This is a genomic window from Microbacterium sp. NPDC003461, assembly GCF_053588335.1.
The window spans coordinates 17,531-29,244 of the sequence record NZ_JBSFPT010000008.1 but is presented as its reverse complement, the minus strand read 5'-3'; the positions used below and the strand labels follow the sequence as shown (position 1 = coordinate 29,244).

At 70.4% G+C, this 11,714-nt stretch carries 12 protein-coding genes; 10 read left to right on the top strand and 2 right to left on the bottom strand.

Translation table 11 applies throughout. The features are described 5' to 3' along the window. Positions 1 to 85: 85 nt before the first annotated feature. The 8 genes from ACWDR7_RS05200 (at position 86) to ACWDR7_RS05165 (ending at position 9,738) form a co-directional block, all read left to right on the top strand. Entirely contained in the window at positions 86 to 1,315 is a 1,230-nt protein-coding gene (locus ACWDR7_RS05200) for an ROK family protein (RefSeq protein WP_449853866.1), read from the top strand. Next, the gene (locus tag ACWDR7_RS05195; protein ID WP_449853865.1) at positions 1,312 to 2,259 is read left to right on the top strand and encodes a carbohydrate ABC transporter permease; all 948 of its coding nucleotides are present in this window, start codon (positions 1,312 to 1,314) and stop codon (positions 2,257 to 2,259) included. Before ACWDR7_RS05200 ends, ACWDR7_RS05195 begins: the two co-directional genes overlap by 4 nt. After that, positions 2,252 to 3,067: a carbohydrate ABC transporter permease gene (locus ACWDR7_RS05190; RefSeq protein ID WP_449853864.1), complete on the top strand. Its 816-nt coding sequence runs from the start codon at positions 2,252 to 2,254 to the stop codon at positions 3,065 to 3,067. The genes ACWDR7_RS05195 and ACWDR7_RS05190 overlap by 8 nt, the downstream gene beginning before the upstream one ends. Positions 3,068 to 3,109: 42 nt before the next feature. Continuing rightward, the gene (locus ACWDR7_RS05185; RefSeq protein WP_449853863.1) at positions 3,110 to 4,360 is read left to right on the top strand and encodes an ABC transporter substrate-binding protein; all 1,251 of its coding nucleotides are present in this window, start codon (positions 3,110 to 3,112) and stop codon (positions 4,358 to 4,360) included. Between the two features lie 67 nt (positions 4,361 to 4,427). Beyond that, positions 4,428 to 5,552 carry a glycoside hydrolase family 15 protein gene (locus ACWDR7_RS05180; protein WP_449853862.1) on the top strand — a complete coding sequence of 375 codons (1,125 nt, stop codon included), beginning with the start codon at positions 4,428 to 4,430 and terminating at the stop codon, positions 5,550 to 5,552. Beyond that, complete coding sequence (locus ACWDR7_RS05175; protein ID WP_449853861.1) at positions 5,549 to 7,786, top strand: glycoside hydrolase family 31 protein; 2,238 nt, start codon at positions 5,549 to 5,551, stop codon at positions 7,784 to 7,786. The genes ACWDR7_RS05180 and ACWDR7_RS05175 overlap by 4 nt, the downstream gene beginning before the upstream one ends. Before the next feature lie 392 nt (positions 7,787 to 8,178). Continuing rightward, positions 8,179 to 8,838: a hypothetical protein gene (locus ACWDR7_RS05170; RefSeq protein WP_449853860.1), complete on the top strand. Its 660-nt coding sequence runs from the start codon at positions 8,179 to 8,181 to the stop codon at positions 8,836 to 8,838. 6 nt (positions 8,839 to 8,844) lie between these two features. Further along, the gene (locus ACWDR7_RS05165) at positions 8,845 to 9,738 is read left to right on the top strand and encodes a hypothetical protein (RefSeq protein WP_449853859.1); all 894 of its coding nucleotides are present in this window, start codon (positions 8,845 to 8,847) and stop codon (positions 9,736 to 9,738) included. On the opposite strand, the gene ACWDR7_RS05160 is transcribed toward ACWDR7_RS05165, so the two are convergent. After that, positions 9,707 to 10,264 carry a class I SAM-dependent methyltransferase gene (locus ACWDR7_RS05160; protein WP_449853910.1) on the bottom strand — a complete coding sequence of 186 codons (558 nt, stop codon included), beginning with the start codon at positions 10,262 to 10,264 and terminating at the stop codon, positions 9,707 to 9,709. The two genes, ACWDR7_RS05165 and ACWDR7_RS05160, sit on opposite strands and share 32 nt — an antisense overlap. A gap of 214 nt (positions 10,265 to 10,478) precedes the next feature. Between ACWDR7_RS05160 and ACWDR7_RS05155 the strand changes: the two genes are divergently transcribed. Beyond that, a complete protein-coding gene (locus ACWDR7_RS05155) occupies positions 10,479 to 10,877 on the top strand; it encodes a hypothetical protein (protein WP_449853858.1) in 399 nt (132 codons plus the stop codon). A 12-nt stretch (positions 10,878 to 10,889) separates the two neighbouring features. On the opposite strand, the gene ACWDR7_RS05150 is transcribed toward ACWDR7_RS05155, so the two are convergent. Continuing rightward, positions 10,890 to 11,237, bottom strand: coding sequence for a hypothetical protein (locus ACWDR7_RS05150; RefSeq protein WP_449853857.1), 348 nt, complete (start codon positions 11,235 to 11,237; stop codon positions 10,890 to 10,892). Positions 11,238 to 11,395: 158 nt separating this feature from the next. Here ACWDR7_RS05150 and ACWDR7_RS05145 point away from each other — a divergent pair, with 158 nt between their 5' ends. After that, entirely contained in the window at positions 11,396 to 11,713 is a 318-nt protein-coding gene (locus ACWDR7_RS05145; protein WP_449853856.1) for an ArsR/SmtB family transcription factor, read from the top strand. Position 11,714: the final 1 nt, after the last annotated feature.

Here is an 11,714-nt window from a genome sequence, read left to right as displayed (position 1 = left end):
TCTCGGCCCGGGAGATCAGGCTGTGAGTTGACGTTCGCCCTCGCTGTGCTCTACCGTTCTTTCAGTCCTGAACAAAGGGGTTCCTGTGGCCCACCCGAATCCACGCACCGATCTGACGCGATCGGCCATGCTCGCCCACATCGGCAGCAATGGCCCGACCTCGCGGGCCGACCTCGCGCGCGAGCTCGGCGTCTCGCCGGCGCTCGTCACGCAGCACACCCGGGAGCTCATCGCCGATGGCCTGCTGGTCGAGCTGGATCACCGCCCCTCGCAGGGTGGACGTCCCGCGCGGCTGCTCGGTCTCGTCGCCGACGCCGGCCGTGCCGTCGGCGTTAAGGTCGTAGCCGACCACATCACCGCGGTCGAGGTCAGCATCGACGGCCGGGTGCAGCGATCGCTCACCGAGCCCTTCGACGCCGGAACGGGCACCGCGATCGCGAAGCTCAGCGACATGCTCCGCTCGTTCATCGCCGCCGGCGACGGCGTCCCCCTGCTCGGTCTCGGCGTGGGCGTGCCCGGCAACGTCGACGACCAGGCGGTCGGCACGGTCGACTCGACGGAGCTGGGCTGGCTGCGGGTGCCTCTCGGCGAGCTGCTCCGGCGCGAGCTCGACCTGCCCGTCCTCGTCGAGAACAACGTCAACGCCCTCGCCAGCGCGGAGGCCCTGCACGGTCAGGCCCGCGGACACGAGGACGTGCTCGTGATCACGATCGGAACGGGTGCCGGCGCCGGCCTCATCTCCGAGGGCCGCGTGCTCCGCGGACGCAGCGGGGGAGCCGGAGAGATCGGCCACATCCCGGTGGAGGAGGACGGTCCGCCCTGTCAGTGCGGCGGCAACGGATGCCTCGAGGCGCTCATCGGCCAGGAAGCGCTCGTGCGGCGCGCCCGCGAGCAGGGAATCCTCGGCGACGGCGACGGCTACCCGGCCCTAAAGGCGCTCGCCGATGGCGGCGATCCAGCCGCGCAGCAGCTGTTCTCGCAGGCCGGGCACCTGCTCGGCCGGGTGCTGGCGGGGGTGGTGAACCTGATCGACCCGGAGATCGTCATCCTGCTCGGCGAAGGGGCGGAGGCGTGGACGCACTGGTCGTTCGGCTTCGAGCCCGCGTTCCGGGCCGGGCTCATCCCGCGCAACAGGGCGATCCCCGTCGCGGTCGAGACCTGGCAGGACGACCGGTGGGCCCAGGGAGCGGCCGCCCTCGTGCTCTCCACCCCGTTCGATGCCCAGGGGCGCTCGGGCGAGCAGGGACGTCTCGTGCGGGAGCGGCTTGCCCTCGCCCGGCAGGTGCGCCCCGACGCTGAGGGAGCGGGGCGATGACCCTCACGGCAGAACCGCGCTCCGCGGCCGGCGCTCCCGCGGCGCGAGTCGCGTACCCGCCCCGTCGCCGCAGGAGCCGGTGGCGCTACACGCTCACGGTCCTCGCGTTCCTCCTGCCGAGCGCGATCCCGCTCGCCTTGTTCACGATCTACCCGATGTTCGGCGCACTGTGGACGAGCCTGCACGAGTGGAATCTCCTCGCGCCCATGGAATGGGTGGGCTTTGCCAACTACGTCGCCCTCATCCAGGACCCCACGACGCAGCGGGCGTTCTTCAACACCCTCTACTATCTCGTCGGCTACCTGCCGCTCGTGTACGTCGGAGGCCTCGCCCTCGCTCTCGGGCTGAACGCGCGGATCCGCGGCCGAAACATCCTCCGCGGCGTCTACTTCTTGCCGGTCGTGACGAGCTGGATCGTCGTCGCCCTCGTGTGGCGGTGGCTGCTCAACCCCTCCGTCGGCATCGTGAACGCCGCCCTCGCCGTCTTCGGCGTCCAGGGCCCCGGGTGGTGGACCGACCCGGCCTGGTCGATGCCCTCGATCATCCTCGCCTCTGCATGGAAAGACCTCGGCTTCGTGATGATCATCCTGCTCGCCGGGCTGCAGGCCATCCCGCAGGAGATGTACGAAGCAGCGAAGGTCGACGGAGCGGGATCCTGGCGCCGGCTGTTCAACGTCACGCTGCCGCTGCTGTCGCCATCCACCTTCTTCGTCGTCGTCATCTCCCTCATCAACGGCTTCCAGGTGTTCGACCAGGTCTACGCGATGACCGGGGGAGGCCCCGCCGGGTCGAGCACCGTCGTCGTGCAGCAGATCTACGACCTCACGTTCCGCTACGGCGCCGCGGGCGAAGCCTCCGCGCTGTCGTGGATGCTGTTCGTCCTGGTGCTCGGGGTGACCGTCGTGCAGATCATCGGGCAGAAGAGGTGGGTCAACTATGCGTGAGAAGGTTCAGCGCACCGCCCTCACCGCGGTGCTCATCGTCGGCGCCCTCGTGATGTTCTTCCCCTTCCTGTGGACGCTCACCACCTCGCTCTCGCCGGGCGCGGGACTGGATGCGACGCCGAGGCTCATCCCCGAGAACCCCTCGATCGGGGCCTACCAGACGCTGTTCGCAGACCTGCCGTTCGCGAGGATCATCGGCAACTCGCTCGGCCTCGCCCTCGCGACCGCGGTAATGCAGCTGGTCACGAGCTCGCTCGCGGCGTACGCCTTCAGCCGGCTGCCGTTCCGCGGCAGGGGAGCGGTGTTCGCGCTGTACCTGGCGACGATGATGATCCCGATCCAAGTGCTCATCGTGCCGCTCTTCGTGCAGATGCGCGACCTGGGGCTCGTCGACACCTACCTCGGGGTGCTGCTGCCTGGTGTCGCGAACGCGTTCGGCGTGTTCCTGCTCCGCCAGGCGATGAACTCGGTGCCTCGGGAGCTCGACGAGGCGGCGACCCTCGACGGAGCGGGGCACTTCCGCATCTTCGGCACGGTCGTGCTGCCGCTCGTCGGGCCGGCGCTCGCGACGCTCGCGGTCTTCTCGTTCATGAACAGCTGGAACAGCTTCCTGTGGCCGCTCATCATCCTGCGCTCCGAGGAGCTGCAGACCCTTCCCCTCGCGCTCGCCGGCCTGCAGGGCCAGTACACGACCGAGTGGGACGTCATGATGGCCGGCTCCGTCGTCAGCATCCTCCCGATGCTCGCCATCTACCTCTTCGCGCAGCGCTACGTCATCCAAGGCGTCGCAAGCAGCGGAATCAAGTGACCCTTCACCTCGCCCGCATCCAACTATCAAAGGAGATATCCCATGCGTCGCACAGCACCCTTCGCTGCGGCAGGCATCGTCGCCGCGACCGGCCTCGTCCTGGCCGGTTGCGCCGGAGGAACCGAATCCGGTGACGAGGGCGGCCCCGTCACCATCACGTACACGAACTTCATCTCGGCCGGTGGCAACGAGGAGAACCTGCAGAAGATCGTCGACGCCTTCGAGGCCGAGAACGAGAACGTCACCGTCGAGGTGACGACCCTGCCGTACGCCGACTACTTCACCGCGCTGCAGACCGACCTCGCGGGCGGCACGGTGTCGGACGTCTTCGACATCGAGCTGGCCAACTACGCCTCCTACCAGGAGAGCGGCGTGCTCGCGCCGCTCGAGGGCGTCGACACGAGCGTCTACCAGACCTCGCTCGCGGAGTCGTACGCGACCGACGGCACGCAGTACGCCCTGCCGACCTCGTTCTCGAACGTCGTGCTCTACTACAACGCCGACCTCTTCGACGCGGCCGGTCTCGAATACCCCACGGCCGACTGGACCTGGGAGGACGAGAAGGCAGCGGCCGAGAAACTCACCGACGTCGGCGCCGGAGTGTGGGGTGACTACCAGCCCATCACCTACAACGAGTTCTACAAGGTGCTCGCGCAGGCCGGCGGGGAGTTCCTCAGCGAAGACGGCTCGTCGGTCGCGTTCAACTCGCCGGAGGGCATCCGGGCCGCGCAGTGGCTCGTCGACAAGAGTGGCACGACGATGCCAACCGCCGAACAGGGCGCCGGCACGCCTGACTTCGACAGCACGCTGTTCGCCGACGGCAAGCTCGCGATGTGGCACACCGGCATCTGGATGTTCAGCACCCTCGCCGACACCGACTTCACGTGGGACATCGCGGTCGAGCCCGGCGACACCCAGCACGCGAGCGCGCTGTTCTCGAACGCCGTCGGCGTCTCGGCCGGTTCGGAGCACATCGAGGAGGCCACCGCGTTCGCCGAGTTCCTCACCGCCTCGCAGACGGCGGTCGACACGCGACTGGAGGCTGGCTGGGAGCTTCCTCCCATCGCGGACGAGGGAGCACTGAGCCCCTACCTCGAGATGACGCCGCCGACGAACCGTCAGGCCGTGTTCGACTCCCTCGACGAGGTGGTGCTCGCGCCGTCGATCGGTGACGGTCAGACCGAGATGCAGGACATCGTCACGGAGGAACTCACCGAGGCCGCCGCTGGCCGCAAGAGCGTCGAGCAGGCACTCTCCGACGCGGAAGAGCGCGTCACCCCGCTGCTCGGCTGATCATCCCGGCCCTGGAGCGGGAGCCCCGCCCGCTCCAGGGCTCCTTTTCGGACTGGACCAAGGACTCATGACCACGAAACCTCCCGTCGCCATCGACGCGCTCCTGGATCACTCCCGAGCGGTCATCACCTCGCTGCAGCTGCCGAACGGTGCGTACCCGGCCTCCCCGACGTTCTCGGCGTACCGCGGGTACTGCTGGCTGCGTGACGGCGCGTTCATCGCCGACGGCGCTTCGGCCGCGGGGGAGATCGAGTCGGCCACCCGCTTCTTCGACTGGTGCGCGATGGTGATCGAGCGAAACGAGGACCGCATCCTCGAGATCGTCGCCGCGCAGGCAGCGGGGCGGCCTCTGCCCGACGAGAGGATGCTGCCGGCGCGCTTCACCTTCGACGGCGCTCCCGGCGGCGACGAGTGGTGGGACTTCCAGCTCGACGGCTATGGCACGTGGCTGTGGGCGGCGGCCGAGCACGTCGAGCGGCACGGCGTCGACCTCTGCGGATGGACGGCGGCAGCGGCGCTCACCGTCGACTATCTGCTGAGCTCGTGGGAGCGACCCTGCTATGACTGGTGGGAGGAGCACCTCGAGCAGGTGCACATCTCGACCCTCGGCTGCATCGCGGCGGGGCTGTCCGCCGCCGCCGAGTCGGGCCTCGTCTTCGGCGATCGGGCGGAGCGCGCCCGGATCGGCGCCGAGCGGGTGCGCGCGCGCCTTCTCGACGTCGGCGTCGCGGACGGGCACCTCGTGAAGTGGGTCGGCTCGACCGAGGTCGACGGCAGTCTCAGCGCCCTGATCGCGCCACTCGGCGTGATCGACCCGGCATCCCCCCTCGCAGAGGGGACGCTGCGGGCGGTCTCCGAGCAGCTCGAGGTCGAGGGCGGCGTGCACCGCTTCCGTGCCGACACCTTCTTCGGCGGCGGCCGCTGGCCGCTGCTGTCGTGCTTCCTCGGACTGGCCTATGCCGCGGCGCGGGACCGCGAGAGCGCGCGCCGGCTGCTGGACTGGGCCGCATCCACTGCGAACGACGAGGGGATGCTGCCGGAGCAGGTCGACGGCCACCTCCTCGCACCCGAGTACCGCCAGGAATGGCTCGACCGCTGGGGTCCCGTCGCGACTCCGCTGTTGTGGAGCCACGCGATGGTGCTGCGTCTCGCCACGGAGATCGGCGCTGACCGGAAGGAGATCGCCGCGTGATCCGCCACCGCCCCTCCGGCTCGGGCCACCCCTACTCCGATGACACCGAGCAGCGCAGCCCCGTCCACCCCGTCGCCGGCGAGCCGCTGCGGCTCGGCGTGAGGACGTCGGGCGAGATCGAGGCGGTCACCGCTGAGGTGGTGATCGACGGCGCCGCGACGACGCTTCCGCTCGAGCGGGTCGTGCGCTCGTCACGCGGCCAGGCGGTCGACGGCGGGCACCTCGCCTCGGCCCAGGCCCGCACGGCTCGCACCGCGGGCGGGTGGCAGCTCGTCCTGACCGCCCCCGCGGCGGAAAGCGTGATCCGCTACCGGTTCACCGGCACCGACGCTGCGGGCCGCGAGCAGCGCACCCGGTGGTTCGAGTCCCGTGCTGCGGGCTGGCGGGCCGCTTCCGACGCGACCCTCGCGGTCGACGGCTCCGCGCGCTCCGTCGTACCGGGCAGCGTCGAGGTGCTCGACGACGGGCAACGGGTGCGCCGCGTCCGCTTCGCCCTCCCGCTCGCGCCGGGCGAGCACGTCGCGGGATTCGGTGAGCGCTACGACGCGCTCGATCACCGCGGGCAGAGCCTCGACTCCGTCGTGTTCGAGCAGTACAAGAGCCAGGGAGCACACCGCCGCACCTACCTGCCGATGCCGTTCGCCCATGTCGTGGGCGCGGACGGGTGGGGCTTTCACGTGCGCACCTCGCGGCGAGTGTGGTTCGACGTGGGACGAACAGATGCCGACCGGCTCGAGGTCGAAGCGGAGGTCGACGCGCCCTCCGACGCGGAGGACGTGGTCGAACTGGCGCTCTACTCCGGATCGCCGTCCGCCGTGCTCGACGCCTTCCTCGGCGAGACCGGACGGCCCCGGGAACTGCCGGACTGGGTCTTCGGGCTCTGGGCGAGCGGCAACGAGTGGAACACGCAGGCCGAAGTCGAGCGGCAGATGGCGCTGCACCGACAGCACGGCATCCCCGTCCGCAATGTCGTGATCGAGGCGTGGAGCGACGAGAAGAGCTTCACGATCTTCCGCGATGCCCAGTACGAGGTGCGCGAGGACGGCGGCCCGATGCGGCTCTCCGACTTCACGTTCCCGCCGGATGGTGCCTGGCCCGACCCCAAGGGGATGGTCGACGCGCTGCACGCCGACGGCGTGCGCGTGCACCTGTGGCAGATCCCGCTGCTGAAGCTGCGACCGCATCCGACCGGCCAGGCCGCGGCCGACGCGAGAGCCGCCCTCGAAGCCGGTGTCCTCATTCGCGAGGCCGCCCCCGACGGGAGCCTTCGGCCCTACCGCAACCGCGGATGGTGGTTCCCGCTGTCGCTGATGCCCGACCTCACGGACGAGCGCGCCGCCGAGTGGTGGACCGAGAAGCGCCGGTATCTCGTCGAGGAGGTCGGCATCGACGGGTTCAAGACCGACGGGGGAGAGCACGCCTGGGGCACCGACCTGGTCTACCTCGACGGCTCCGGCGGGGACGAGTCGAACAATCGCTTCCCCGTCGCCTACGCCGCCGCGTACGGGCGACTGCTCGAGTCGGCCGGGAAGGCACCGGTCACCTTCAGCCGCGCCGGGTTCACCGGCTCACCCGCTCACGGAGCGTTCTGGGCCGGCGACGAGAACTCCACGTGGGAGGCCTTCCGCTGGTCGATGATCGCGGGGCTCTCCGCCGCATCCTGCGGAATCGTGTACTGGGGCTGGGACATCGCCGGCTTCTCGGGGCCGATCCCCGACGCGGAGCTGTACGTGCGGGCGATGGCCGCGAGCGTCTTCGTGCCGATCATGCAGTACCACTCCGAGTTCAACCACCACCGCAGCCCCTCGAACGACCGCACGCCCTGGAACATCGCCGAGCGCACCGGGGACGCTGCCGTGATCGAGGAGGTGCGCGAGCTCGTCGCCCTGCGCGAGCGGCTTGTCCCCTATCTTGCGGAATCGGCGCGACGCACGCTCGACACCTCTGCGCCGCTCATGCGCCCACTGTTCTTCGATCATCCGGCCGACGAGGAGGTGTGGCGCCACCCCGTGCAGTGGATGCTGGGGGACGACCTCCTCGTGGCGCCCGTGCTCGAGCCCGGCGCGACGAGCTGGTCGGTGTACCTCCCGCCGGGGGAGTGGGTGGACGTGCACACGGGCCGCAGCCAGCAGGGTGGGCGGGAGGTCGCCGTCGACGTCGCCGACCGTTCGAGGGTGCCGGTCTTCGTCGTGGCGGAGCGATGGGAGGCGCTGCGCCGCCTGTTCGCGGGGTGACGCTTCGGCTGTGCCGTCAGTCGGCGGAGCCGCAGTACTCCTTGGCCAGCATCCCGGTGATGGTTCTCGTGCTCGTGCTTGGATCCCCCTCCGATATGCGTGAGTACCGGAGCGGCTTCACCCTGTCGGCCAGGTGAGGGCGCGATGGCTGATCCCCCGCGTCGGCGCGGTGTCGGGCCCAGGGAGCTACGACAATCTGCCTTCCCGCCTCGCGCGCCACCTATCGGACGACCTCGCGAATGCCTCGGATGCGACATTCTTGATACCCTCGCGACATGGATGTCCCATTCCTGATCGAAAGCCTCGGAAGCGCGCCGAGCGCGACGGCGCGCGCGACCGGGCTGTCGCGCGCGACCATCCGGCGTGTGCGCGATGGGGTGTCCTCTCCGACGATGGCGACGCTGCGAGAGCTTGCTCTGGCCGCCGGTTACGACCTCGAGGTGACGCTGGTTCCCGCAAGCGACCCGGCCGCCGCGGTGGCGGCGCGCGTCTTGCTCGACCCCGCCACCCCGGGCTCGGAAGACCTCGAGGGGTGGGACTTGATCCGCGCCGGTGACGTCGCGGCCATCACCGAGTGGATCGCGCGGCTCGAGAGACAGGGCGGCAGCGACCCGAAGCGGCTGCTGGAGCTGGCGGGCCGGCTCTCCGCCCCGCAGCACCGCAAGGGCGCCCGGTTCTTCGCCCCGAAGGCGGGCGTCTCGCAGGAGCGGATCGTCGAGATCGCGGGCAGCGCGCTCGGGGCCGGTCTCGGTGCGCTTTCCGGAGTGGCTGCGGCGCGGGTCTATCTCGGCCACGCGCCGGATCCGGGCCCCGTGGTGGTGTGGACGAGTGATGCCGACGCGGTGGCGGAGCGGTTGGCCGCGACGCTGCGCGAGGTGGGCGAGTACCAGCCGGCCGGCGTGCTTCTGGCGCCGACGATGGCGGCGTACTTCGTCGACATGATCCAGCCGCCCGTGTGGGATCAGAGGGTCGTGTCGCCGATCCAGGCCGTGATCGACCTGCATGGGCTCGGATACGACGAGCTCGCGAACGAGATCACGGACGGGTGGTGACGGGCGATGGGTGACGAGCAGAACCCGAAGCGACCCCCACAGAAGAAGTGGGGGCTGACCTCCGCCGACTTCGCGCGTCGAGCCGCCGAGAATCGAGCGCGTCAGCAGACGGGTCCTGGCGCTCGCGACGCGCTCGCCGGCGATGCGATCCGCGAACTGAAGACCGGACGGATCACCTGGCGACCCGGTGCGATCGACTTCGACCTCATCAAGCCCTCGCCCGTCGAGCGCTCCCTGTTCCGGCTCGAGAAGGCGCTTCCGGAGCTGGTGTGGAACGCCGCGGCGCTCGAAGGCAACACGTTCACCCTGCCGCAGGTGCGAACGCTGCTCGACGGCGTCACCGTCGGCGGGAAGAGGATCGAGGAGGCCGAGCAGATCCTCGCGTTGAGCGAGGGCATGCAGCTGATGGTCGGTGCCGTGCGCGACGGGACCTTCTCCCTGCGCAAGGAGATCAGCGACCGCATCCACGGTGTGGTCGCCCGGCACGAGGCGATCGAATCGGGCAGCTTCCGCGGTGAGGGGAGCGTCAACGGCGGCGGCGCCGTGCGGCTCGCCGGCGGTGGCACCGTCGAGGGCGACCCGGCCGGCGATGGTGGGCAGCAGCTGCAGGCGGACTACACGAACCTGCTCGCCGGCCTCGGCACGCTCGGCGACCCGAGGGCGCGTGCGCTGGTGTACTTCGCCTCGGCGACGAGGTCGCAGTTCTACTTCGACGGGAACAAGCGCACGGCCCGGATCATGATGACGGGTGCGCTGATCCAGGCGGGCTTCGAACCCGTGAGCATCCCGTACGCGCGACAGGAGGAGTTCAACGTGGCACTCGACGAGCTGTTCCGCACGGACGACGGCACCAGGCTGATCGAGTTCCTCACGACCTGCACGATGCCGGACGAGGGCTGACTCGCCGGCACAGCATCGCCCCCACCGGCCGGTGCTCGCGCGACGTGCGGCGGTGGGTCTCCAGCACCTCGAAGCCGGCCTCGCGCAGGAGGTGCTCCAGCGCGTCGGCTGGCCAGCGGTAGGCGGGCGCGACGGCGTGGTCGAACGGCTCGACCGCGGTGCCGTCGAAGTACCCGAGCACGAGCAGGCCGCCCGGGCGCAGCACGCGGGCGAACTCCGCGAGCGGAGCCGCGATGCGCGACGGCTCGTGGTGGATGGTCGAGAACCACGAGAGCACGCCGCCCAGGGCGCCGTCGGGCTCGGCGATGTCCTCGATGCTCTCGAGGTCGAAGCGCACGCCAGGGTAGGCCGCGCGGGCGTGCTCGACGAACGACGGCACGAGGTCGATGCCGCGGGCGTCCAGACCGCGCCCGGCGAGGTGGCCGGTCCAGTGGCCGGGGCCGCAGCCGGCGTCGAGCACGCGCCCGTCGACCGCGGCGGCCCAGGAGTCGATGAGCTGCCGATCCGAGGGGTGGACGGCGCCCATGCTGCCCAGCAGCTCGGTGTACTCCGCCGCCCGCGCGGAGTAGGCGGCGGTCACGCCCACAGGGGAAGAAGCGGATCATCTCCGCGGCCTGCGGCAGCTCCGCTCGGCAACCGAGGGTGCGCGCAAGGGGTTCCGCGCCCGGCGGGGGCCGCTCTATCCTGGCCGCGAGACGGGCGCTCCCGCTCGCCTGAGACCCCGAGAAACGAGGTGCGAGATGGACGCGATGATGATGGACGCGATGGCGAAGGACATGAAGTCCATGCCCGAGATGGCGTCGATGGACATGTCGGTCATGCAGGCCTGTATGGACGCCTGCTCGGCCGCCGAGCAGGCCACGACCATCTGCTCGACGCAGATGATGGACTGCGCGCCGACGTGCATGAACTGCGCCGACATGTGTCACACGACGATGCGCTCCATGATGCGCATGCAGGGCATGACGCCCGCGGCGATGATGCGCATGCTCGACGCGTGCATCGCCATGTGCGAGGCGTGCGTCGACGCGTGCCGGCCGCACACCGACAGCGAGATCTGCCAGATGTGCATCAAGGCCTGCGAGGCGTGCAGGGACGCCTGCGCGGCGATGAAGGACTCGATGATGGCGGCCGCCTGACGGCCGCCTCTCTCATCCCTGCGCCACGTTGAACTGGGCCCGGCCCACCGCGAGCACGCCGTAGCGGCGGTGCAGCGCGACGGGCGTGCCCTCCGGCGCCTCGAGCGCCGCGCCCGATCCGTTCCACAGCTCGTGCAGGCCGCCGTCGAGGTCGCGCACGACCAGGGTGCCCTCGACCGCGTCGGCGTGCGCGACGATCCCGTCGGTCCACTCGCGCGGCGTCGCCGAGGCGACGCGCGCCTGGATCAGGTGCAGCGCGTGACCCGGGGCGTACGACGAGCACGCGCCGCCGTGCGCGCACATGCACGCCGCACGCTCCCGCACCTCGGCGGGATCGATGTGCTGCAGCGGCGTGGACACGGCGGGTTCCTCTCGACGAAAGCGTTCCACCCACGTTAGGCCGCCGCGCGCCGACCCGGCACCGCAACCGAAACGCGGCGTAACGTTCGCCGCCGATCCCCCTCTTGACAGGCACGCACGCCGCGGTAACCTACAACCAAATGGTTGTACAAACGGAGATGACCGACGACGAGGTGGACCGGATCTTCCGGGCCCTCGCCGATGCGACGCGTCGCGACATCCTGCGCCGCACCCTCACGGGTGAGGCGACGGTGTCGCAGCTCGCCGCCGCATACGACATGTCCTTCGCGGCCGTGCAGAAGCACGTCGCGGTACTGGAGCGAGCGGGACTTGTGAGCAAGCACCGGCAGGGCCGCGAGCGCATCGTCCGCGGCGAACCCGAACGCATCCGCCGCGCCCAGGCGCTGCTGGAGCGCTACGAGCAGATCTGGCGGGGCCGCGTCGCCCAGCTGGACGCCCTGCTCGCCGAAGACTGAC

What these genes read in the sequence shown, in the direction of transcription:
- ACWDR7_RS05195 (WP_449853865.1), top strand. Translation starts at nt 1,312, where the DNA reads ATGACCCTCACGGCAGAACCGCGCTCCGCGGCCGGCGCTCCCGCGGCG.
- ACWDR7_RS05190 (WP_449853864.1), top strand. Translation starts at nt 2,252, where the DNA reads ATGCGTGAGAAGGTTCAGCGCACCGCCCTCACCGCGGTGCTCATCGTC.
- ACWDR7_RS05185 (WP_449853863.1), top strand. Translation starts at nt 3,110, where the DNA reads ATGCGTCGCACAGCACCCTTCGCTGCGGCAGGCATCGTCGCCGCGACC.
- ACWDR7_RS05180 (WP_449853862.1), top strand. Translation starts at nt 4,428, where the DNA reads ATGACCACGAAACCTCCCGTCGCCATCGACGCGCTCCTGGATCACTCC.
- ACWDR7_RS05170 (WP_449853860.1), top strand. Translation starts at nt 8,179, where the DNA reads ATGGCGACGCTGCGAGAGCTTGCTCTGGCCGCCGGTTACGACCTCGAG.
- ACWDR7_RS05165 (WP_449853859.1), top strand. Translation starts at nt 8,845, where the DNA reads ATGGGTGACGAGCAGAACCCGAAGCGACCCCCACAGAAGAAGTGGGGG.
- ACWDR7_RS05160 (WP_449853910.1), bottom strand. Translation starts at nt 10,264, where the DNA reads ATGGGCGCCGTCCACCCCTCGGATCGGCAGCTCATCGACTCCTGGGCC.
- ACWDR7_RS05155 (WP_449853858.1), top strand. Translation starts at nt 10,479, where the DNA reads ATGGACGCGATGATGATGGACGCGATGGCGAAGGACATGAAGTCCATG.
- ACWDR7_RS05145 (WP_449853856.1), top strand. Translation starts at nt 11,396, where the DNA reads ATGACCGACGACGAGGTGGACCGGATCTTCCGGGCCCTCGCCGATGCG.